The following is a 22,604-nucleotide window of genomic DNA, read 5'->3' as shown; positions in this document are numbered from 1 at the left end:
CGCCCAACGGCCTGGGCATGGAGGACTACTGGGCCGCCACCCTGGCCGGCGAGAGCGGCCTGGGCAAGGTCACCCGCTTCGACGTCGACCAGTACCCGTCGACCGTCGCCGGCGAGGTCCCCGGCTTCACCGCCGAGGACCACATCCCCAGCCGGCTCATGCCGCAGACCGACCACATGACCCGGCTCGCCCTCGTCGCCGCCGACTGGGCGATCACCGACTCCGGGGTCAACCCGGAGCAGGTCGCGGAGTACGGATTCGGTGTCGTCACCTCCGCCTCCGGCGGGGCCGTCGAGTTCGGCCAGCGCGAGCTGCAGAACCTGTGGAGCCAGGGCAAGGAGTACGTCAGCGCGTACCAGTCCTTCGCCTGGTTCTACGCGGTCAACACCGGCCAGATCTCCATCCGGCACAAGATGCGCGGGCCGAGCGGCGTGCTGCTCACCGAGCAGGCCGGCGGCATCGACACCATCGGCCAGGCCCGCCGCCACATCCGCAAGGGCGTCCCGCTGGTCGTCTCCGGCGGCGTCGACGCGGCCCTGTGCCCCTGGGGCTGGGTACCGCAGCTCTCCACCGGGCTGATGAGTACGGAGTCCGACCCGGCCCGCGCCTTCCTGCCCTTCGGATCGGATGCGCGGGGCTACGTCACGGGCGAGGGCGGCGCCATCCTCATCGTCGAGGAGGCGTCCCACGCCCGGGAGCGCGGCGCCGAGCACATCTACGGAGAGGTCGCCGGCTACGGCGCCACCATGGACCCCCGGCCCGGCTCCGGCCGTCCGCCGGGACTGCGCCGGGCGGCGGAGAACGCGCTCGCGGAGGCGGGGATCACCCCCGGCGACGTGGACGTGGTCTTCGCCGACGCTTCCGGCGTGCCAGAGCTCGACCGCCAGGAGGCCGAGGCGCTGACCGGCATCTTCGGCCCGCGGGGGGTGCCGGTGACGGCCCCCAAGACCATGACCGGCCGTCTCCTCGCCGGGGGCGCCGCCCTCGACGTGGCCACCGCGCTGCTCGCTCTGCGCGACCGCGTCATCCCGCCCACCACCAATGTGCCGGGGCCCGCCCCCGAGTACGCCCTCGATCTGGTCACCGGGGCCCCCAGGGAGGCGGATCTGCGCACCGCGCTGGTCCTCGCCCGCGGCCACGGGGGCTTCAACGCGGCGCTCGTCGTACGTCGCGCCAACTGACCGGAACCTGGAACGAGTTGAGAGGACATACCTCATGACCACCAGCACCACCACGGTGACCCTGGCCGACCTGACCCGCATGCTCCGCGAGAGCGCCGGCGAGGAGGAGGGCGTCGACCTCGACGGCGATGTCGTGGACACCCCGTTCATCGAGCTCGGCTACGACTCCCTCGCCCTGCTCCAGGTCATCGGCCAGATCCAGCGCGAGTACGGCGTCGTCATACCCGACGACGCGGTCGTCGACGCCGAAACCCCCGGCGCCCTCCTCGAGCTGATCAACGCGGGCCGCGCGGCCGCGCAGTAGCGCCGACCCAGGACCGGGGTCCAGGGGCGGAGCCCCTGGTTCGGGAAGGGGCGGGGTGGGGGTGATCCCCCTTCCCCGCCCCGCCCCATGCCCGCCTCCACCCACCCAGCCCCCGTCCCACATGGCCAAGGAGCCCAGGATGCCGCCGCTCACCGCCCAGACCGTCGTGACCAGAAGGCTGGTGATCACGGCCGGGGGCACCGCACCCTCACCGGCCGCCGACAACGACCTCGTCGCCGCCGCCCTCCGCGGCCGCACCCCCGCCCAACTCCCCCCGCGCACCCTCGTCTTCATCGCGGCCCCGGAGCCCGCCCCGGGCCTGGCGCCCGCGCAGGGCGACATCCCGGTCCGCACCACCGACTCCTCCAACCGCGCCCTGGCCCTCGCCCACCACGAACTCACCGCCAAGACGGCCGACTTCGTCCTCATCGCCGCCCTCGGCGAGCCCACCCCGGGCGCCGTCACGGTGTACGCGGTACGCCGCGCCGCCGAGGCGGTCGCGGAGGGTGACAGCATCGTCGGCGTACCGGAGCCCGAGACCGAGCCCGGCGCCGAGCCCGTGCTGCGTCCGCTCCGCCACGGCGCCCGGGCGACGGCCGCGGTGCTGGACAGGGGCGCGGAGCGGCTGTTGCTCTGGTCCGGCCAGGACGAGCGGGACGAGCAGCGGGTCCGGGGCGAGCTGCGCCCGCTCCTCGAAGGCCTGCCGGCCGAGGCGTACCTCGCGCTCCCCACCTCCGTCCCCTGCGGCCAGGCCCCGGGCCCCGTCCGGGCCGCGGTGGCCGCCTCCACCGCCGACGCCCCGCAGGCCGTGGCGGCGGCCAAGGCGGCGACCCTCACCCGGCCCCGCCCGGTGGCCCTGCTCTTCCCGGGACAGGGTTCCCAGCACGCGGCCATGGCGGCCGGGCTCTACCGGCGCGAGCCCGTGTTCACCGCCGCCGTCGACGCCGTACTGGACCTGATGGGCGAGGACGGCCCCGCGATCCGCGCCGACTGGCTCAGCCGCGCCACCGTACGTCCCGCGATCGACATCGACGACGTACGCCGGGCCCAACCCCTCCTGTTCGCTGTCGACTTCGCACTCGGCCGCATGATCCTGAGCTGGGGCGTACGCCCCGCCGCCCTGCTCGGCCACAGCGCCGGCGAACTCGTCGCGGCGACCCTCGCCGGGGTGGTCACCCTCCCGGACGCGGTCACGATGGTCCGCGAGCGCGTACGGCACGCCGTCGAGATCCCGGCCGGCGGCATGCTCGCCGTCGCCGCCTCCGAGGAGCGGCTGCGCCCCTACCTCCTCGGCGAGGTCGCCATCGCGGCCGTCAACGCCAACCAGCAGACCATGCTCGCCGGCCCGGCCGCGCAACTGGCCTTCGTCGAGAGCCGGTTGCGCGCGGACGAGCTGACCGTCGTCCCGGTGCCCGCCACCAGCCCCTTCCACTCACCGGCGATGGCCCCCGCCTCCGCCGCCGTGGAACTCGCCTACGCCGCCGGCATCCGCCTCAACGAGCCCACACTGCCGCTGTACTCCGGCTACACCGGCGAGCTGCTCGGCGCCGCGGACGCCCTCAGCCCGCGCTTCTGGGCCCGCCAGATCACCGACACCGTCTACTTCAAGCAGGCTCTGGAATCGCTGCTGGCCACCGACGACATGCTGCTCATCGAGGCCGGCCCCCGCCAGACCCTCACCGCCTTCGCCCGCCGCCACCGCGCCGTCCGCCTCGGCGCCAGCGCCGCCATCCCCCTGCTCCCCGCCCGCCCCGGCCCGCCCGAGGCCGACCGCCGCTGCGTCCTCAATGCCGCCGCCCGCCTCTGGACCGAGGGCCACGACCTCGACCAGTCCGCCCTCACCCGGCTCTGGACCTGGACCGACGAACCCGCCTCCCACCCCGCCCTGGTCACCTCATGAGGATCCTCCGCACCATCTACAACGCCGTCATCGCCGCCGGTTCCATCTGGGTCCACATCCCCCCGCTCCCGCCACTCTCCGGCCCACCCCCCGGCCACCCCGAGCGGCCCTGCCCGGACGTACCACTTAGCGCCGTGGAACTAGCCCTGGAACGCGAGTTCGCTTCCTAATCAACCGGGTTGTGGGAGAACGTTCCGCAAGGCGAGCGAAGCGAGATGGGGGCACCTCCCAGACGGAGTCTGGGGGAGGGCTGGCACACCCGGCCCGCACCCGGCGACGGGCCCGCACCACGACGGCGCGTGGCCAGGGGTGCGTCGGCGGCAGACGGTCCGTGGCCGGGTTGGGCCAGCCCGTCCCGCCTCAGGCGGACGGCCTACCCCCAACCCGGTTACACAGCAAGCGCGTCCAGAATCTGCTGACCGTACTTGGCCAGTTTGTTCTCACCGACGCCGCTCACCGCGCCCAGATCATCGAGCGTGGCGGGCGGCGCCGTCGCGATCTCGCGCAGCGTGGCGTCGTGGAAGATCACATAAGCCGGCACGCCCTGCTCCTTCGCCGTGGCCGCACGCCAGGACCGCAGCAGCTCGAAGACCGGAAGGGCCTCCTCCGGCAGGTCGACGGGGGCGGAACGGCGCGAGCCGCCGGAGGACTTGGCGGCCTTGGCCGCCTTCGCCGCGCGCTCCGGCTCGCGGCGCAGCTGCACGGGATGGCTGCCGCCGAGGACCTCACCGCTGCCGTCCGTCAGGACGAGCGTGCCGTAGTCACCCTCGACGGCCAGCAGGCCCTGGGCGAGCAACTGCCGTACCACGCCTCGCCATTCGCCTTCCTTCAGCTCGGTTCCGATCCCGAAGACGGACAGGGCGTCGTGATCGAACTGGATGACCTTCGCGGTCTTCTTCCCCAGCAGGATGTCGACGATCTGCCCCGCCCCGAACTTCTGCCCGCGCTCCCGCTTCAGCCGGACCACCGTCGACAGCAGCTTCTGCGCGGCGATCGTGCCGTCCCAGGACTCGGGCGGCGTGATGCAGGTGTCGCAGTTGCCGCAGGGCCCCGACTCCTGGCCGAAGTAGGCGAGCAGCCGCACCCGCCGGCACTCCACGGTCTCGCAGAGCGCCAGCATGGAGTCCAGATGGGCGGCGAGCCGTCGCCGGTGGGCGTCGTCGCCCTCCGAGGTGTCGATCATCTTGCGCTGCTGGACCACGTCCTGGAGCCCGTACGCGAGCCACGCCGTGGACGGCAGCCCGTCGCGCCCGGCACGCCCGGTCTCCTGGTAGTAGCCCTCGATCGACTTCGGCAGATCCAGGTGTGCCACGAACCGCACGTCCGGCTTGTCGATGCCCATCCCGAAGGCGATGGTCGCGACGACGATCAGCCCGTCCTCGCGCAGGAAGCGCGCCTGGTTCGCGGCCCGGGTCCGCGCGTCCAGTCCTGCGTGATAGGGCACGGCCTCGACGCCGCTCTTCACCAGGAACTCGGCGGTCTTGTCCACCGAGGCCCGTGACAGGCAGTAGACGATGCCCGCGTCGCCCGGGTGTTCCGTACGCAGCAGTTGCAGGAGCTGCCGCCGGGGCTCGTCCTTGGGCGCGATCCGGTACTGGATGTTGGGCCGGTCGAAGCTGGCCACAAAGTGCCGCGCGTCCTGGAGCTTCAGCCGCGCCGCGATCTCGGTGTGGGTGGCCTCCGTCGCGGTCGCCGTCAGCGCGATCCGGGGGACCTCGGGCCAGCGCTCGTGCAGCTCGGACAGGGCGAGGTAGTCCGGCCGGAAGTCGTGACCCCACTGGGCCACGCAGTGTGCCTCGTCGATCGCGAAGAGCGACACCTTGCCCCGGTCCAGCAACCGCAGCGTCGCCTCGACCCGCAGCCGCTCGGGCGCCAGGTAGAGCAGATCGAGCTCACCGGACAGGAACTCGGCCTCCACCAGCCGCCGCTCGTCGAGGTCCTGCGTCGAGTTCAGGAACCCGGCCCGCACCCCGAGCGCCCGCAGCGCGTCCACCTGGTCCTGCATGAGCGCGATCAGCGGTGACACGACCACCCCGACGCCGTCCCGCACCAGCGCCGGAATCTGGTAGCAGAGCGACTTGCCGCCGCCCGTCGGCATCAGCACGAGCGCGTCGCCGCCGGCCACGACGTGCTCGATGATCTCCTGCTGCTCGCCGCGGAAGGCGTCGTAGCCGAATACGCGGTGCAACACGTCGAGCGCAGTCATCCGGGCAGTCTACGGTGCCGGTGCCGTTCGTTTCCCGAGAGTCTGTAGGGTCGGTCGGGTCATTGGCCTACGAGCCCAGAGGAAGAGAGTGTGAGGCAGGGTGACCGGATTCCTGCCGGAGCTGACCGGTGGACGCTTTCTGGGCTACTGGGAGTGGGACTTCGCGGCGGTCGCGTTCGTGGTCGTGCTCGGCGGAGCGTACGGATGGGCCGTTCTGCGGCTGCGTGGGCGCGGTGAGAGGTGGCCGGTCGCCAGGACGGCGGCCTTCGGGATCCTCGGGCTGGGCACCATCGTCTTCGCGACGATGTCCGCTCTGGCCGTCTATGACCGGGTTCTGTTCTGGCCGGCGGCGGTTCAGAACATCCTCCTCGATCTGATCGCCCCGATCGGCCTGGCGCTCGGGGATCCGCTGGCGCTGGCGTACCGCGCTCTGCGGCCCTCGTCGGCGCGGTGGCTGCGCGGGGCGATGACCGGCCGCGTCGTCCGGGCGCTGACCTTCCCGCTGGTGAGTTCCGCCGTGGTGATCGCGACCGAGCTGGGCATCTACTTCACCCCCTACTTCGGGGCGGCGCTGCGCCACAGCGCGCTGCACGAAGTCATGTACCTGCACCTGCTCCTGGCGGGCTGCCTTTTCGTCCTGCCGATGCTCTCGCGGGAGGAGATGCTCCCCGCCTGGTGCGGTCACCCCGTGCGGGCGGCCCTGGTCTTCCTCGACGGCATCTTCGACGCCATCCCCGGCGTGGTGGTGATGACCAGCGGCACGCTCGTCGCCGGAAGCTGGTACCGGGCCCAGGCGCGGACCTGGGGCCCCGACGTGCAGATGGACCAGATGATCGGCGGGGGTGCGATGATCTCGATCGCCGAGCTGGTGGGGCTGGTCTTCCTGATCGCCGTCTTCGCCGAGTGGGTGCGGGCGGAGCGGGTGAAGACGGCCGAGCTGGACCGGCGGCTGGACGCCGAGCAGGTGCGGGCCGCCCCGCGAGCGCCCTCGCCGTCGGCGCCGGCAGCCGAGGCGGATCGCGTACGCCCCTGGTGGGAGACCGACACCGGTGTGGTCGGGCAGCGCATCCGTGCCTCCGGCCGGCCGGGAGAAGCGCCGCCCCCACGTACGTAGGATTCAGCCCGGCCGGCCCGGGAGGCGTCAGCAGGGGCGGAATCCGATCGTCAGGGTGACGGGACGGGCGACCAGCTCGTACTGGGGCTGGGTGGGGGGTCCGCAGGCACCGCTGCCGATGCCCTGGTGGGCGGCGTCGAGGTTGACGTACACCCGGTCGCGGGGGCGCAGGTCGGTGGTGTGGCGGGCCTGGTCGAGGTCATGGCTGGTCCAGGGCCGTACGGTCAGGTCGAGGAAGGGGCGCGCGGTGATGACGAGCCCGCCGCCCCGGCTGTCGGTCAGGCGGGCCCGGCGGACCGCGCGCCGGTTGCCGTTCTCCTGCGGGAGGACGTAGGGGGTCTGCAGCTCGTCGACGGTGGCGGTGAAGCGGCCGACCCGGACGGCCGAGGTGGTGTCGGAGTACGCCTCACCCGGCCCGAGCCCGAACCAGTCGACGGTGTCGATGCCCTGCGGCAGGGCCAGACGGATGCCGATGCGCCCGAGCGGGCAGGGCCAGGTCCCGGCGGGCTCCGAGGTGAGGGAGAGCCGTAGCTGCCCGGGGTCCTCGGCGTCGGCGGACCAGCGGAAGGTGCTGCGCATGGCGAAGTCGGCGCCGGCCGGAGCGGTCCGGGTGGTGACCTCCAGGCCGCCGTCATGGGGCCGGACCTCGAGGACCCGGTGTTCCAGGCGGTCCAGGCCCGCCTTGCGCCAGGCCTCCGCGACCGGGCCGCCCCAGGTGCGCAGGTCGTTGTCGGTGGGCGCGCGCCACAGTTCGAGGCGGGGGCCGTCGACGTCGAGGCCGCCCAGGGCGACCAGCGTTCCGGAGACGGCGTCGAAGACCCCGGGGCCCAGGGAGTACGTGCCGTCACCGATGACCGGCGCCGACGGCCGGCCCACCGCCGGGGCCACCGGCTCGGGGCCCGTGACCGAGGCCTGGGTCCAGCCGACCTCGTGCCCGGCCGGCGCCCAGGGCTCGTCCTGCGCCAGCTCTGCGGTGATCGTCACCCAGCGCTCCTCGCCCGCCGTCAGGGGCGCGTCGCAGAGCTTGACGAGGGCCTCGGGCCAGGGCAGTTCCACGGCGGCGCCGGCCGCGACCGGAGGCACCGCGAGCTCGGCGTCCCCCCGGGGCTGCCCGTCGTCCTCGACGCTCCAGCGGAACCGCAGATGCGCGGTGTCGAGGGTGTGCAGGTGGCTGTGGACCCGTACCGTCCCCGCCGTGGGGTCGACGGTGATGCGGACCGGCTCGACGACCTTCTTGTACTCCGTGAGGCCGGGGGAGGGGGTGCGGTCGGCGAAGACCAGTCCGTCGCAGACGAAGTTGTCGTCGTGCACCGGCTCGCCGAAGTCGCCGCCGTACGCGAAGTGTTCGCGGCCGTCCGGGGCCTGTCGCCGGATGCCGTGGTCGATCCACTCCCAGACGAAGCCGCCGTGCAGCCGGGGATGGCTCTCGAAAAGTTCCTGGTACTCGCGCAGGCCGCCGGGGCCGTTGCCCATGGCGTGCGCGTACTCGCAGATGATGAAGGGCATCGCGCGGCGCCTGGCGTCCAGGGCCGGGTCGCGGGTGACGGCTTCATGGCCTCGGCCGATCACGCCCAGCCCGTCGTGGTCGACGTACATCAGGCTGTAGACGTCCGTGTAGCGGCAGTTGTCGTCGCCCTCGTAGTGGATGAGCCGGTCGGGGTCGCGGTCCTTCGCCCACTCGGCCATGGCCTCCAGGTTGGAGCCGTGGCCGGCCTCGTTGCCGAGCGACCACATGACGACGGACGGGTGGTTCTTGTCGCGCTCGACCATCCGGCGCATCCGGTCCAGGCACGCCTCGCGCCAGCGCGGGTCGTCGCTGGGGTTGCCCTTCCAGCCGACCAGGCCGAAGCCGTGGGTCTCCAGGTCGCACTCGTCGACGACCCACAGTCCGTACTCGTCGCACAGGTCGAGGAAGGCGGAATCCGGTGGGTAGTGGCTGGTGCGTACGGCGTTGACGTTGTGACGCTTCATCAGCAGCACGTCGGTGAGCATGTCCTCGTGGCTGAGGGTGCGCCCGGTCTCGGGGTGCCACTCGTGGCGGTTGACGCCACGGAAGAGCAGGGGCCGCCCGTTGGCGAGGATCCGGCCGTCCCTGACCTCGATCCGCCGGAAGCCGATCCGCAGCGGGATCCGCTCGCCGTCGGTCACCAACTCGCCCTCGTACAACTTGGGTTGCTCGGCCGACCAGGACACGATGCCGGAGACGGTGTGCGGCCCGGCCGGGTCGGCGTCGGTGAGGCCCAACTCGGGGACGGTCAGCCGGGCCGGCGAGCCGGCGGTGTTCACGGAGAGGGTGCCCTGCCCGGTCAGGTGGTCGTAGTCGGCGTGGACGAAGAAGTCGGCGAGGCCGCTGTGCGGACGGGAGACGAGGGCGACGGGGCGGAAGATCCCCGACAGCCACCACATGTCCTGGTCCTCCAGATAGCTGCCCGACGACCACTGGTGCACCCGTACGGCGAGCGTGTTGCGGCCGGGCCGCAGGACGTCGGTGACGTCGAACTCGGTGGGCAGCCGGCTGCCCTTGCCGTCGCCGAGGGACCGGCCGTTGAGCCAGACGGCGAAGCAGGAGTCGACGCCCTCGAAGCGCAGCAGGGAACGACCGGCCGGCCACGGCTCGGGGAGGTCGAACTCCCGGCGGTACTCGCCGGTCGGGTTGGCGTCGGGGACGTGCGGCGGGTCGATGGGGAAGGGGTAGATCTGGTTGGTGTAGGCGGGCGCGCCGAACCGTGGTTCGCCGGGCAGCCCGTCCATCTGCCAGTTCGACGGCACGGCGATCGTCGCCCAGCCGCTGTCGTCGAAGTCGGCTGCCTGGAAGCCCTCGGTGACTTCCGGCAGACCGGCGGCGAGGTGGAACCGCCACGGGCCGGTCAGGTCCAGTACGGGTGCGTCCGAGGTGAAGGTGGCACGGGGCCGCGCACGGCCACGGCCCGGCGAGCGGCTTTCCAGGTAGTCGTACGCGATGGGCTCGCTCATGCGGCAGGGCTCTCCCTTGGGGCGATGACGGGCGTGGCTGGGTGCGGGGCGGACGGGTCAGGCGGACGGGTCCCGCGGACGGGTCACACGGCCGGCGGCGCGGAACTCGCGCGGACCAGGACCTCGGGGGTGAGGAGGGACAGCGAGGGGGCGACCGGCTGGTTCTCGGCGATCCCGCGGAGCAGAAGTGCGGTGGCGTCCTGGGCCATCTGCCGTTTGGGCAGCGCCACGGTGGTCAGCGGCGGATGGGCGTGCGACGCCTGCGGTATGTCGTCGATCCCGACGACCGAGACGTCCTCGGGCACTCGCAGGCCGCGGCTCCGCACGGCGTCCATGACCCCCAGGGCGATGGCGTCGGTGGACGCGAACACGGCGGTCGTACGGTCGGCGGAGCTGCTCAGGGCCCGCAGCGCCGCCTCGTAACCGGACTCGGGGGTCGCGGCGGGGGCCGTGAACACGGAGTCCGGGGACAGGGCGATGCCGTCCTCGGCGAAGGCCCGGTGGGCTCCGCTGACCCGGATGCGGTGCGCCGGGAGGTCGGCGACCACCGTCAGACTCCGGTGGCCGAGCTCCCGGAGGTGGCGGCCGGCCAGGTAACCGGCCTTCTCGTAGTCGATGGTGACGACGGGCAGCGTGGCCGGCGGATCGATCTCCCAGGCGCACAGGGCGACGGGCAACCCGTAGTCGCCGAGCAGCGGCAGGTGCTGGTTCAGGTCGAAGTCGCCGGCGACGAGCAGCGCGTCCACGGACCGGCTGGACAGGGTGGTCAGATGGCGCAGCGCGCGCGCCCCGTCCCCTCGGGTGGTGGCCAGCAGCAGGTGGTAGCCCTGCTCCTCGAGCAGGGTCTCCACCTCCTCCACCACCTCCGAGTAGAAGGGGTTGGCGATGGTGGGCACGATGAAGCCGATGGTCATGGTCGTACCGGTGGCGAGGCCCCGGGCGACCAGGTTGGGCGTGTACCCCAGTGCCGTGATCGCCGCCTCGACCTTCGCCCTGGTCTCGGGGCTCACGACCGTTCGCCCCCGTACGACGTTGGAGACGGTCTGTTTGGTGACGCCGGCGCGCTTCGCGACGTCGGCCATAGTGACCACCACCGGGCGGTACCGCCTCTCATTTGACCGGTAAAAATCCATACGGAGCTGGATTGTTACAGCGGTCCGCGAGTGCGGTCAAGATGTCGGTGAAATATTCGTCCCCGACCCTTGCTCTCGGCCGCTACTGCGACCCAAAAGGCTCTTGTGCACGCCCTCTTGACGCACCAGACACACGTAGTTAACGTCTTGCCCCGCAGCGTTTTACCGGTCAAAAACCGTGCTGCGCCCACTCCTTGAGCCTCACCACGCGGACCGTTGCGCGATGAGCCCGAACGCAAATTCCGCGGATCTCAGTAGTTGCTGCCACCGGCGTAGTTCTGGCGAAACTTTCGGAATTCAACCCGCCGATGGACGCAATTGCCACGCCTGGCACACACTCTGTCCGCTCTTCATGCAAAGCGATCCTGAAAGGCAGGCATCCATGCGCTCCATACCCGGCACCCCGATGACACGCCGTCGCTTCCTCGCCACCTCGGCCGGCGTCGCCGCGGCAGCCACCGGAGGCGCTCTGCTGTCGGGGTGCGCCGGCTCGGTGTCCTCGGGCAAGTCCGGGGGCAAGGCCACCGTGACCATCATGTCGAACGGCACCGAGCTGGGATCGCCCGCCGATATCAAGGCGGCCGAGAAGGCGCTCGGCTTCAAGCTCACGATCCTGAAGTACGACCTCACCCGGCTGACCGCCATGCTCACCGCCGGCAGCCCGCCTGACATCGTCCGCGGTCAGGGTGCCGTGGACGCCCCCTACCTCGCGGCGCACGGCGTCGCTCAGGACCTGGACGCCTACTTCGCCAAGAGCAGCGTCCTCAAGGTCAGCGACCTGGACCCGGTCAACGACGTCTGGCGCTTCGACGGTACGACGCAGGGCAAGGGACCCCGCTACGGGATGGCGAAGGACTACTCCCAGGACAACATGATCTGGTACAACACCGGGCTGTTCGACAAGGCCGGTGTGGAGTACCCCAGCGACACCGTGCCGATGACCTACGACGAGGCCTTCGACAAGGGCAGGGCCCTCACCCAGACCGGTAAGAAGGCCAAGGTCTACGGGCTGAGCTTCGCCGGCAACACCGCCAACTTCCTGACCATGATCGCCTCTCAGGGAGGCCGGCTCTTCACCGACGACTTCTCCGCCGTCGACTTCTCCAGCCCGGAGGGGATCAAGGCCCTCACCTGGTATCTGAAGCTGGCCAAGGCCGGTATCGCGCCCACCATCGCCAACCCCGACCCGAACGGCTGGGACTGGCCCACCTTCCAGGCCAACCGTATGGCGATCGCCACCGACGGCTACTGGTTCGGCGGGATGGTCGCCACCGACAAGAAGAGCGCCACGACCGCGCGCTTCGCCCCCGCCCCACAGTTCGGCAGCACCCGGGTGAGCTCCTGCTCCGGAGCGACCGGCTACTGGATGCCCAAAGCCGGCAAGAACAAGGACGCGGCCTGGGAGGCGTACGAGTACTTCCTCGGCGGTGCGCCCGCCAAGGCGCGTGCGAAGACCGGCGGCGGCCTGCCCGCACTCAGGTCCCTGCGCCCCCTGCTGCCGCAGACCGAGGCCTACCAGAAGGAGGCGTACGCGGTGCAGCAGAAGGAGCTGCCGTACTTCTCGGTGATCTCGTTCACCCCGTACGCCCGGCTCGACGCCATCGACGCCGTGGTCAACCAGGTGATGCCGGCGGCGATCAAGGGGAACGTGGCCGTGGGAAAGGTGGCGGATCAGCTCAACTCCGGCATCAACAAGCAGCTTGCGAACGGCAAGAAGCTGGTCAAGTGAGTACGGGCCAGCTCGCCGGAGCTTCCGTCACGTCCGCGAAGCCCGCCGGGGGCGCGCGGGTGACCGCCGGCCGGGGGAGCGGCCGGCGGGCCGGCCGCAGGGGCGCGATGGCCCGCCAGCAGTCCCGGGTCTTCTATCTCTGTGTAGCGCCATGGGTGCTCGGATTCCTCGGCCTCACGCTCTATCCGCTGGCGTATGCGCTGTGGCTGAGCTTGACCAACTCCGACGGAATCTCGGGGAACTCGAGTTTCATCGGCCTGGACAACTACAGGGAACTGCTCTCGGACCCGGTCACCCGGGAGACCCTGGTCCGCACCGGAATCTTCGTCGCGGTCGTCGTGCCCTTGGGCATCATCGCGGGACTCGCCCTCGCGGTGCTGCTCAACCGCCCCATCCGGGGCCGGGGCATCTTCCGTACGCTGCTCTATCTGCCGGCGGTGTTCCCGCCGGTGGGTGCGGCGATGGCCTTCAAGATGATCTTCGACCGGGACGCCGGCGCCGCCAACGGCCTCCTCGCCTTCGCCGACATCAACCCGGTCTCGTGGCTCATCGATCCCTACGCCCGGTACGTGCTGATGATGCTCACCCTCTGGGGCTGCGGAAACGCCATGATCATCTCGTTGGCGGGGCTGCAGGACATGCCCAAGGAACTGCACGAGGCCGCACGCATCGACGGCGCCAGCTCCTGGCAGGTGTTCCGGAATATCACCACCCCCCTGCTGTCGCCCGTGATCTTCTTCCAGGTCATCACCGGCGTCATCGGGGCCCTCCAGAGCGCGATGCCACTGCTCCTCGCGGCGAATCCGGGGACCGCCGGGGTCACCACGGTGCCTCAGGGCGACTACCTCTACATGATCAACGTGTTCGCGCAGTACCTCGCGTACGGCCGCTTCGGCTACGCCTCAGCGCTGTTGTGGGTGCTGTTCGCCGTGATCCTCGTCATCACCGCTGTGATCTTCAAGGTGAGCTCGGGTGCGGTGTTCTACAACTTCGAGCCGGAGACCAAGAAATGATTCTCGCTCGTCGCACCAGCATGTATCTGATCCTCATAGCGCTGGTCACGCTGTTCATCAGCCCCTTCGGCTGGCTGGTCATCACCGCCCTCAAGGACACCTCCGAGCTGGCTGCCTACCCGCTGCACTGGACGCCCCACACGTGGGAGTTCAGCAACTTCTCCAGGGCCCTCACGGAGATCCCCTACCTCGCCTACGCCAGGAACTCACTGACCATTGCCCTCATCTATTCGGTGCTGGTCACCCTCAGTTCGGCCTGGGCGGGCTTCGGGTTCGCGCGGCTGAGCGCCCCGGGCAAGCGGGTCCTCTTCGGGATGCTGCTGTCCACGATGATGATGCCGGCGATGATCACTCTCATCCCCACCTACATCATCTTCGCCAAGCTCGGGATGGTCGACACCTACTGGCCCTGGGTCCTCTGGGGACTGTCCGGCGCCCCCTACCTGATCTTCCTGTTCCGGCAGTTCTTCGCGAACATGCCCCGGGAACTGGAGGAGGCCGCGATCGTCGACGGCTGCGGCTACGGCCGGATCTTCTGGCGGATCTTCCTGCCGCAGTCCTGGCCGGTGCTGGCCACCAGCCTGGTGTTGTCGTTCACCTGGACCTGGGGTGACTACATCGCCCCGTCGCTGCTGCTCAGTACCGACCACACCACCCTGGCCGTCGCGGTGGCCACCGAGTACGTCATCCCCTCGAACGGCGCGCCGATCAACAACCTCATCGCGGCGGGCGCGGTCATGTACATCATCCCCGTCCTGGTGCTTTTCCTCGTTCTCCAGAAGGGCTTTGTCACCGGGGTGTCCACCTCGGGCCTGAAGTAGAGACAGCGACCTCCCCGATCCCCAAGGACGCAGCATGCCCTCGCCCCGCCCTGCCCGCTTCACCCTCGACCCCGCCTTCGGCATCGGGGTCGTCGATCCGCGGCTCTACGGTTCGTTCGTCGAGCACCTGGGCCGCTGTGTCTACGACGGCATCCACGAGCCGGACCACCCCGACGCCGACGAGGCCGGCCTGCGCGAGGACGTGCTCGCGCTGATCAGGGAGCTCGGCGTCACCACGGTCCGCTACCCGGGCGGCAACTTCGTCTCCGGCTACCGCTGGGAGGACAGCGTCGGGCCGGTCGGGCAGCGCCCCCGGCGCCTGGAGCCGGCCTGGCGCTCGACCGAGACCAACGCGTTCGGACTCGCGGAGTTCATGGGCCTCTGCGGCAAGGCCGGCGCCGAGCCGATGATGGCGGTCAACCTCGGCACCCGAGGCGTGGAGGACGCCGGCCGGCTGCTGGACTACGCGAACCACCCGGGCGGCACCGAACTGTCCGACCTGCGCATCGCCCATGGCAGCAAGGAGCCGTACGGCATCCGCATGTGGTGCCTGGGCAACGAGATGGACGGCCCCTGGCAGATCGGCCACAAGACGGCCCAGGAGTACGGCCCTCTCGCCCGCGAGACCGCCAACCTCATGAAGCAGATCGACCCCGGCCTCGAACTGGTCCTCTGCGGTTCCTCCAGCTTCGGGATGCCGACCTTCGGCACCTGGGAGGCGACCGTACTGACCGAGTGCTATGACAAGGTCGAGTACCTCTCCCTGCACATCTACTACGGCCTCGACCCGGACAAGCCCGACCACGACTCCTTCCTCGCGTCGGCGGTGGACATGGAGCGGTACATCGAGGCGGCGGTCGCCACCTGCGACCACGTCGGCGCCACACTCAAGTCCGACAAGAAGATCATGATCTCGTTCGACGAGTGGAACGTCTGGCACACCGAACCGGCGCCCCCGCCGCCCGCGAAACCCGAGGACGACTGGCCCCAGGCCCCCCGGCTGCTGGAGAACAGCTACACCCTGACCGACGCCGTACTCGTCGGCTCGCTGCTGATCGCCCTCCTGCGGCACGCCGACCGCGTCACCTCCGCCTCCCTCGCCCAACTCGTCAACGTCATCGCCCCGATCATGACCGAGCCGGGCGGCCCCGCCTGGCGGCAGACCACCTTCTTCCCCTTCGCCCAGGCCTCCCGCCACGGACGCGGCCGGGTGCTGCGCGTCGAGGTGGACAGCCCGGTCCACCCCACCGGGCGCTTCGGCGAGGTCGACCTGCTGCACGCCACCGCCACCCACGACGAGGAAGCCGGCACGGTCACCGTCTTCGCCGTCAACCGCAGCCGTACGCACCAACTCCCGCTCGAAGTGGCGCTCCGCGGCCTCGGCCCCGTACGGGTCGTCGAGCATCTGCTGCTCACCGATGCCGACCCCGGCGCTCGCAACACCCTGGCCGACCCCGAGCGGGTGGCCCCCGTCGCGGTCGACGCCAGCAGCGTCACCGGTGAGGTGCTGACCTCCACGCTGCCGCCGCTGTCCTGGAACGTCATCCGCCTGGCCACCACGCAGAGCTGACAAGGGATTCCCGACCCATGACTGTCTTCACCGAACAGGGCGGCGCGCTCGAACGGCGCACCGCGCACGAGGTCCTGGTCATCGAACCGTGGGGGCCGCACTCGGTACGGGTCCGCGCCCGGTCCGTCCGCGACCTGGACGACACCATCGCCGGCCGCAGCCTGGACGGCAGCACCGTCACGCACGCCGACGCCGACGCCGTCACCCACGCCGCCCCCGGCGCCGTCGTCGGCGGCATCGACCAGACCCTGCCCGGCGCCCTCGACATCCCCGCGCCCGGGCCGCCCGCGGACGTGACCGTACGGGAGGACGGCACCGCCCGCCTCGTCAACGGCCGGCTCACGGTCGAGGCCGGCGAGGACGGCAAGCTGCGCTTCCTGCGCACAGCCACCGGCCGCGAACTGCTGGCCGACAAGCGCCCCTACACCTGGTATCCGGAGCCGCGCGCCTACGCACCGCTCGGCGACGGGACGTACCGCATCGAGCAGAGCTTCGAGGCGTACGACGGCGAGCGGATCCACGGCCTCGGTCAGCATCTGCACGGCCGCCTCGACCAGAAGGGCCTGGTCATCGACCTGGTCCAGGGCAACACCATCGCCGCCATCCCGTTCCTGCACTCCTCCCGCGGCTATGGCCTGCTGTGGAACAACCCGGCGATGGGCCGTGTCGAGCTGGGCGGTGACACCACCCGCTGGGTCGCCGACCCGGCCCGGCAGCTCGACTACTGGATCACCGCGGGCGACACCCCCGCCGACATCATGGCCTCGTACGCGGACGCCACCGGCCACGCGCCGCTGCTGCCCGAATGGGCCGCCGGTTTCTGGCAGTCCAAGCTGCGCTACCGCACCCAGGACGAACTCATGGCCGTGGCACGGGAGTACGCGGAGCGCGGGCTGCCGCTGGCGGCGATCGTCTGCGACTTCTTCCACTGGACCCGCATGGGGGACTGGGACTTCGACGCCGCCGACTGGCCCGACCCGGACGCCATGGTCAAGGAGCTGGACTCGCTCGGCGTCAAGCTGGCGGTGTCCGTCTGGCCCACGGTGGAGCCCGGCAGCGACAACTACGAGCCCCTGCACGCCGCCGGGCACCTCGTCGGAGACGGCCACGGCGGCCTGCTGACCTTCCCCTGGCCGGCCCGGGGCCACGGAGCGGACCACCAGCCGATGGCGTACCTCGACGCCACCGACCCCGGCGCCCGCCGCTACCTCTGGGAGCAGCTCCGCGAGCACTACCTCTCCCTCGGCGTCGCCGCCTTCTGGCTGGACGCCTGCGAGCCCGACCTCCCCCCGGAGCTGGCCGCCCGTGCGGTCTACGCCGCCGGTCCCGGCACCCAGGTCGGCAACCTCTACGGCACGCTGCACGCGCGCGGCGTCGCCGAAGGCCTGCGCGAGGCCGGCCAGGACCGCCCGCTCAGCCTGATCCGCTCGGCCTGGGCCGGCAGCCAGCGCTACGGCTCCGCCCTGTGGTCCGGCGACATCCGCCCCACCTTCGAGTCGCTGGCCCAGCAGGTGCGGGCCGGGCTGAACGTCGCCATGAGCGGCATCCCGTGGTGGAACACCGACATCGGCGGCTTCGGCGGCGGCGACCCCACCGACCCGGCGTATCAGGAGCTGCTGGTCCGCTGGTTCCAGTACGGCACCTTCAGCCCGATCATGCGGCTGCACGGCGACCGCGAGCCCAACCACCCCACCTTCTCCGCAGACATGTCCGGCGGTCCGAACGAAGTCTGGTCGTACGGACCCGAGGCGTACCCGATCCTGACCGAGCATCTCCACCTCCGCGAGCGGCTCCGCCGCTACCTCCTGGAGCTGTCCGAGGCGGCTCACCTCACCGGCGCCCCGGTCATGCGGCCCCTGTTCTTCGGCTTCCCGGACGACGACCGCGCCTGGGCCGTGGACGACCAGTTCCTGCTCGGCCCGGACGTCCTCGTCGCCCCGGTGACCGAGGCGGGCGCCCGCAGCCGTGCCGTGTACCTGCCCACCGGCGCCCGCTGGACCGACACCGCCACCGGTGAGATCCACGGGGGCGGAGCCACCCTCGACGTACCCGCCCCGCTGGAGCGCATCCCCGTCTTCGTACGCGAAGGCGCCGCGGTCGCGGCCGCGTTCACCGGGCCGGTGTCATGAAGACCGCCCCCGACGCCCCGCTGTTCCGGGACCCGGTCCACGACGGCGCCGCCGATCCCACCCTGATCCGGCACCGGGAGACCGGCGAGTGGTGGATGTTCTACACCGCCCGGCGCGCCGACCTCACCACCGAGGGCTTCGGCTGGGTGCACGGCACCGACATCGGCATCGCCACCAGCGCGGACGGCGGCCGCACCTGGACGTACCGCGGCATCGTCCAGGGCCTGGCCCACGAGCCGGGCCGCAACACCTACTGGGCGCCGGAGATCCTGTGGCACGACGGCACCCACCACATGTACGTCTCGTACATCTCCGGGGTGCCCACCGACTGGGGCGGCGAGGCGCACATCCTGCACTACACCTCCCAGGACCTGGAGCACTGGCGGTTCGAGTCGGTGCTCGACCTCGGCAGCGACCGGGTCATCGACGCGTCCGTGTGGCTGCTGCCCGGCGGGGGCTGGCGGATGTGGTTCAAGGACGAGACCGGCGGGTCCCACATCCACGCGGCGGACTCACCCGACCTGTACGACTGGCGGCCCGTCGGCCCGGCCCTGGACAAACAGGCGCAGGAAGGGCCGAACGTCTTTCGCCACGCCGGCAGCTACTGGATGGTCACCGACTACTGGTCCGGGCTGCTGGTCTACCGCTCCGAGGACCTGACCGACTGGGTACGGCAGGACGAACCGCTCCTGGCGGGCAGGGGCCGTCGTCCGGGCGACGAGGCGATCGGCCATCACGCCTTCGCGCTCTCCCAGGGCGACGACGCGTACCTCTTCTACTTCACACACCCCGCCGACGGGCAGCGCTCATGCGTTCAGGCTGCGCCGCTGACGGTGCGAGACGGCCTGCTGTGCTGCGAGCGGGACGCGGCCTTCGGCCTGGAACTGCGGGCGGACCGTACGCCCGTACTGCGGGGCGGCGACATGCCGTCCTGACGGATCCGCAAGGCACACCACCGAAGGGCAAAGGAGCCCGACGTGACAGAAAGAGCCGCACCATCCAACGGCACCACCCGCCGCACCGTACTGAAAGCGGCGGCCGGCGTCGGTGTCGCCGCCCTCGCGAGCCCGCTGTTAACGGCGAGCCCGGCCTCGGCCGCGACGATCGTCCACCCGGGAATGCTGCACACCGCGGCCGACTTCAGCCGGATGGCCGCCAAGGTCAGCGCCGCGGCCCAGCCCTGGCAGGACGCCTGGGCCGTGCTGATCGCCAACTCCCACTCGCTGCCCAGCTACACGGCCAACCCGCAGGCGACGATCTACCGTGGTTCCGGCACCCCGGAGAACTACGGCATCCTCTACAACGACATCGCCGCCGCGTACCAGAACGCGCTCCGCTGGAAGATCCAGGGCCTCACCACGCACGGCAACGCGGCCCGCGACATCCTCAACGCCTGGTCGAGCACGCTCACCCTGATCGACGGCACGGCCGACCGCTTCCTGGCCTCGGGCATCTACGGCTACGAATTCGCCAACGCGGCCGAGATCATGCGCGGTTACAGCGGTTTCGACCTCACCGCGTTCCAGAACCTCATGCTCAACGCGTTCTACCCGCTCAGCAACGACTTCCTGGTCAACCACAACGGCGCCTACATCACCAACTACTGGGCCAGCTGGGACCTGTGCAACATCGCGTGCGTCCTGGCCACCGGCATCCTCTGCGACGACCAGGCCAAGATCGACCAGGCCATCACGTACTTCCAGTCCGGCGCCGGCATGGGCGCCATCGAGAACGCCATCCCCTACGTCTACGACGACCAGGGCCTGGCCCAGTGGCAGGAGAGCGGCCGGGACCAGGGCCACACCATGCTCGGCATCGGCCTGATGGGCACGATCTGCGAGATGGCCTGGCACCAGGGCTACGACCTGTACGGCTACGACAGCAACCGCTTCCTCAAGGCGTGTGAGTACGTCGCCCGGTACAACCTCGGCGAGGACGTGCCGTTCACCGACTACTACTGGTTCTACGGCGCCCCGGGCGTCTGGTCGGGATCGCAGACCTTCACCGAGGTGTCCACCGATAGCCGGGGCCAGGTCCGGCCCATCTGGGCGCAGCTGTACAACCACTACGCGGTGCGCAAGGGGCTGTTCGTGCCCAACACGGCCGCGTTCGCCAAGCTCGTCGAGCCCGAGGGCGGCGGCGGTGACTACGGCTCGACCAGCGGTGGCTACGACCACCTGGGCCTGACCCAGCTGACCTCCACCGAGCAGACCCGCACCACCCTGCCGACCGGCGTGACCCGCTCCCTCCAGTCGGTCAACTACCCGACGTACTACGCCTCGTACGGCTCCGACAGCCTGGGCGCCCTGACCCAGGTCACCTCCAGCAGCTCCTCCACGCTCAAGCAGGAAGCCAGCTACACGATCGTGGCCGGGCTCGCCGACTCGAAGGGCTACTCCTTCCGGGCCTCCGACGGCCGCTACCTGCGTCACTTCTCGTTCCGCATCGAGCTGGACACCAGCGACGGCTCGACCACCTTCAACGAGGACGCGACGTTCTACGCCCTGGCCGGCTCGGCGAGCGGGTCGGTGCGCCTGGTGTCCCACAACTACCCGGGGCGCTGCATCCGCCACCGCGACTACCAGCTGTGGGTCGACACGTACGACCTCGTCGGCGGGACCTTCCCGGCCGACAGCTCCTTCGTGCCCGTCACCGCCTGGGCCTGAGCACACACCTGCCCACCCCATCGGCCGCCGCCCGTGCTCCCCCGCGGGCGGCGGCCCCTCCCGAAAGGTCACCCCCGATGAACACCCCCGAATCACGGCTCTCCCGCCGGACATTGCTGCACGCCGCAGGCGCCACAGCCCTCGCCGGCTACGTGGCCACCAGGGCCACCCCCGCGCGAGCAGCGGACGCCGCGGCGACGGACGCCGCCGCCGACCAGCTGGCGGTCTACCCCATCCCTGACGGCATAGCGACGAACGACAGTTTTGCCGTGAAGGTGCGGACGCCCGGGGGCACGTGGCAGAAGCTCCCGATCTATCTGGCGACCTTCAAGATCATCGATCCGAGAACGGGCGGCTCCACCACGAACAACTCGTCGATGGCGTACTTCGACTTCACCGGGACGGTCGAGGTCTCGGTCACCTACACCCAGGACACGGTCAAGAAGGCCCGGATCCGCCCTCTGTCGTACGACATCGCGCACAAGCTGGACAAGAGCAGCGCCACGCTGACCTTCAAGCTCACCGAACCGCGGAACCTGTCGATCGAGTTCAACGAGGAGATCTTCGACAATCTCCAGCTGTTCGCGGGAGCGATCGACACCAACCCGCCCAGCGCGGACGACCCCGACGTCATCTACTTCGGTCCCGGCGTGCACACCACCTCGGACGGCCATCTCACCGTGCCCAGCGGCAAGACCGTCTACCTGGCCGGCGGCGCGGTCGTCAAGGCCAAGGTGCTGATGGACAACGTCGAGAACGCCAAGCTGCTCGGCCGGGGCATGCTCTACCAGTCCCCCGACTGGGGCGGCTGCTCCATCACCTACTCCGAGAACATCGAGGTCGACGGCGTCATGTGGCTGAACCCCCAGGGGAACACCATCACCGCCGCCGAGACGAAGAACCTCACCATCCGGAACATCCGCTCCATGTCCTCGGCTCAATGGGGCGACGGGATCGACCTGTTCTGCTGCACGGACGTGGTGATCGACGGCGTGTTCATGCGGAACTCCGACGACTGCATCGCCGTCTACAACCACCGCTGGGACTACGTCGGGGACACCAACAACATCCTCGTCAAGAACTCCACCCTGTGGGCGGACATCGCGCACCCGGTCAACATCGGCACCCACGGCAATACCGACAACCCCGAGACGATGGAGAACCTGACCTTCAAGAACATCGACATCCTCGACCACCGTGAACCACAGCTCGACTACCAGGGCTGCTTCGCGCTGAACGCCGGAGACAGCAACCTCATCCGCAACGTCCGCATCGAGGACGTCCGGGTCGAGGACTTCCGCTGGGGACAGCTGATCAACATGCGGGTGATGTTCAACACGTCGTACAACACCTCGGCCGGCCGTGGCATCGAGATGGTCTACGTCAAGGACCTCACCTACACCGGCACCCATGCCTCCACCTCGCACATGGTGGGCTACGACGCGGACCGCGGCATCAAGGACGTGACCTTCGAGAACCTGGTCATCAACGGCACTCTGGTCTCCGACACCGACGGTCACGCCTCCTGGTACAAGACCTCGGACTTCGTCCCGATGTACACCAACGAGCACGTCACCAACCTGAAGTTCGTGGACTCCGGGGCCTCCCTCACCTCCGTGCTCCCCGCGATCGGCAGCGCCGACTCCGCGACCGCGAGCGCCGGTTCCGACTTCAGCTACACGATCACGGCATCCAACTACCCGTACGCCTTCGACGCCACCGGGCTGCCGGACGGCCTCACCGTCAACAAGTCCACCGGGGTCATTTCCGGTCAGCCGACGGCCACCGGCACGTCGTCCGTCGAGATCAGCGCCACCAACGCCGTCGGTACCGGCACCCTGACCCTCACGCTGGCGGTGAGCTGA

The 22,604-nt window shown here is 70.4% G+C and carries 15 protein-coding genes; 12 read left to right on the top strand and 3 right to left on the bottom strand.

The annotated features are described in order from the left end of the window. Positions 1-17: 17 nt before the first annotated feature. The 3 genes from ACFXJ5_RS15805 to ACFXJ5_RS15795 all read left to right on the top strand — a co-directional run bounded on the left by ACFXJ5_RS15805 (position 18) and on the right by ACFXJ5_RS15795 (position 3,385). Entirely contained in the window at positions 18-1,181 is a 1,164-nt protein-coding gene (locus ACFXJ5_RS15805) for a ketosynthase chain-length factor (RefSeq protein WP_384631072.1), read from the top strand. A gap of 34 nt (positions 1,182-1,215) precedes the next feature. Next, positions 1,216-1,485, top strand: coding sequence for an acyl carrier protein (locus ACFXJ5_RS15800; protein ID WP_384630953.1), 270 nt, complete (start codon positions 1,216-1,218; stop codon positions 1,483-1,485). Between the two features lie 139 nt (positions 1,486-1,624). Continuing rightward, positions 1,625-3,385, top strand: coding sequence for an acyltransferase domain-containing protein (locus ACFXJ5_RS15795; RefSeq protein WP_384630952.1), 1,761 nt, complete (start codon positions 1,625-1,627; stop codon positions 3,383-3,385). A 388-nt stretch (positions 3,386-3,773) separates the two neighbouring features. On the opposite strand, the gene recQ is transcribed toward ACFXJ5_RS15795, so the two are convergent. Then, positions 3,774-5,591, bottom strand: a complete 1,818-nt coding sequence (recQ, locus tag ACFXJ5_RS15790) for a DNA helicase RecQ (RefSeq protein WP_384630951.1) — start codon at positions 5,589-5,591, stop codon at positions 3,774-3,776. Positions 5,592-5,691: 100 nt separating this feature from the next. On the opposite strand from recQ, the gene ACFXJ5_RS15785 reads away from it, so the two are divergent. After that, positions 5,692-6,705 carry a cytochrome c oxidase assembly protein gene (locus tag ACFXJ5_RS15785; protein WP_384630950.1) on the top strand — a complete coding sequence of 338 codons (1,014 nt, stop codon included), beginning with the start codon at positions 5,692-5,694 and terminating at the stop codon, positions 6,703-6,705. Positions 6,706-6,732: 27 nt separating this feature from the next. Here ACFXJ5_RS15785 and ACFXJ5_RS15780 read toward each other — a convergent pair whose 3' ends face one another. Then, positions 6,733-9,678, bottom strand: coding sequence for a glycoside hydrolase family 2 TIM barrel-domain containing protein (locus tag ACFXJ5_RS15780; RefSeq protein WP_384630949.1), 2,946 nt, complete (start codon positions 9,676-9,678; stop codon positions 6,733-6,735). Between the two features lie 83 nt (positions 9,679-9,761). Then, the gene (locus ACFXJ5_RS15775) at positions 9,762-10,760 is read right to left on the bottom strand and encodes a LacI family DNA-binding transcriptional regulator (RefSeq protein ID WP_384630948.1); all 999 of its coding nucleotides are present in this window, start codon (positions 10,758-10,760) and stop codon (positions 9,762-9,764) included. A 457-nt stretch (positions 10,761-11,217) separates the two neighbouring features. Here ACFXJ5_RS15775 and ACFXJ5_RS15770 point away from each other — a divergent pair, with 457 nt between their 5' ends. The 8 genes from ACFXJ5_RS15770 to ACFXJ5_RS15735 all read left to right on the top strand — a co-directional run bounded on the left by ACFXJ5_RS15770 (position 11,218) and on the right by ACFXJ5_RS15735 (position 22,604). Continuing rightward, a complete protein-coding gene (locus ACFXJ5_RS15770; protein ID WP_384630947.1) occupies positions 11,218-12,540 on the top strand; it encodes an ABC transporter substrate-binding protein in 1,323 nt (440 codons plus the stop codon). Then, positions 12,537-13,553, top strand: a complete 1,017-nt coding sequence (locus ACFXJ5_RS15765) for a carbohydrate ABC transporter permease (RefSeq protein WP_384630946.1) — start codon at positions 12,537-12,539, stop codon at positions 13,551-13,553. Before ACFXJ5_RS15770 ends, ACFXJ5_RS15765 begins: the two co-directional genes overlap by 4 nt. After that, the gene (locus ACFXJ5_RS15760) at positions 13,550-14,374 is read left to right on the top strand and encodes a carbohydrate ABC transporter permease (RefSeq protein ID WP_384630945.1); all 825 of its coding nucleotides are present in this window, start codon (positions 13,550-13,552) and stop codon (positions 14,372-14,374) included. Before ACFXJ5_RS15765 ends, ACFXJ5_RS15760 begins: the two co-directional genes overlap by 4 nt. Before the next feature lie 34 nt (positions 14,375-14,408). After that, positions 14,409-15,944, top strand: a complete 1,536-nt coding sequence (gene arfA / locus ACFXJ5_RS15755) for an arabinosylfuranosidase ArfA (RefSeq protein ID WP_384630944.1) — start codon at positions 14,409-14,411, stop codon at positions 15,942-15,944. Between the two features lie 17 nt (positions 15,945-15,961). After that, positions 15,962-18,073, top strand: a complete 2,112-nt coding sequence (locus ACFXJ5_RS15750) for a TIM-barrel domain-containing protein (RefSeq protein WP_384630943.1) — start codon at positions 15,962-15,964, stop codon at positions 18,071-18,073. After that, positions 18,070-19,008: a glycosyl hydrolase gene (locus tag ACFXJ5_RS15745; RefSeq protein WP_384630942.1), complete on the top strand. Its 939-nt coding sequence runs from the start codon at positions 18,070-18,072 to the stop codon at positions 19,006-19,008. The genes ACFXJ5_RS15750 and ACFXJ5_RS15745 overlap by 4 nt, the downstream gene beginning before the upstream one ends. 42 nt (positions 19,009-19,050) lie before the next feature. Continuing rightward, entirely contained in the window at positions 19,051-20,739 is a 1,689-nt protein-coding gene (locus tag ACFXJ5_RS15740) for an AbfB domain-containing protein (RefSeq protein ID WP_384630941.1), read from the top strand. A 77-nt stretch (positions 20,740-20,816) separates the two neighbouring features. After that, on the top strand, positions 20,817-22,604 hold the full coding sequence (locus ACFXJ5_RS15735) for a putative Ig domain-containing protein (protein WP_384630940.1): 1,788 nt from the start codon (positions 20,817-20,819) through the stop codon (positions 22,602-22,604).

Origin of the sequence: Streptomyces sp. NPDC059373 (genome assembly GCF_042751495.1) — a bacterium.
Taxonomy (GTDB): domain Bacteria; phylum Actinomycetota; class Actinomycetes; order Streptomycetales; family Streptomycetaceae; genus Actinacidiphila.
The sequence above is the reverse complement of the archived record's forward strand: the minus strand, read 5'-3'. Positions and strand labels throughout refer to the sequence as shown.

Bases quoted from the DNA above. Each gene is read 5' to 3' on its own strand.
- ACFXJ5_RS15795 (WP_384630952.1), top strand. From the start codon at position 1,625: ATGCCGCCGCTCACCGCCCAGACCGTCGTGACCAGAAGGCTGGTGATC.
- recQ (WP_384630951.1), bottom strand. From the start codon at position 5,591: ATGACTGCGCTCGACGTGTTGCACCGCGTATTCGGCTACGACGCCTTC.
- ACFXJ5_RS15800 (WP_384630953.1), top strand. From the start codon at position 1,216: ATGACCACCAGCACCACCACGGTGACCCTGGCCGACCTGACCCGCATG.
- ACFXJ5_RS15780 (WP_384630949.1), bottom strand. From the start codon at position 9,678: ATGAGCGAGCCCATCGCGTACGACTACCTGGAAAGCCGCTCGCCGGGC.
- ACFXJ5_RS15770 (WP_384630947.1), top strand. From the start codon at position 11,218: ATGACACGCCGTCGCTTCCTCGCCACCTCGGCCGGCGTCGCCGCGGCA.
- arfA (WP_384630944.1), top strand. From the start codon at position 14,409: ATGCCCTCGCCCCGCCCTGCCCGCTTCACCCTCGACCCCGCCTTCGGC.
- ACFXJ5_RS15745 (WP_384630942.1), top strand. From the start codon at position 18,070: ATGAAGACCGCCCCCGACGCCCCGCTGTTCCGGGACCCGGTCCACGAC.
- ACFXJ5_RS15760 (WP_384630945.1), top strand. From the start codon at position 13,550: ATGATTCTCGCTCGTCGCACCAGCATGTATCTGATCCTCATAGCGCTG.
- ACFXJ5_RS15750 (WP_384630943.1), top strand. From the start codon at position 15,962: ATGACTGTCTTCACCGAACAGGGCGGCGCGCTCGAACGGCGCACCGCG.
- ACFXJ5_RS15735 (WP_384630940.1), top strand. From the start codon at position 20,817: ATGAACACCCCCGAATCACGGCTCTCCCGCCGGACATTGCTGCACGCC.
- ACFXJ5_RS15805 (WP_384631072.1), top strand. From the start codon at position 18: ATGGAGGACTACTGGGCCGCCACCCTGGCCGGCGAGAGCGGCCTGGGC.
- ACFXJ5_RS15775 (WP_384630948.1), bottom strand. From the start codon at position 10,760: ATGGCCGACGTCGCGAAGCGCGCCGGCGTCACCAAACAGACCGTCTCC.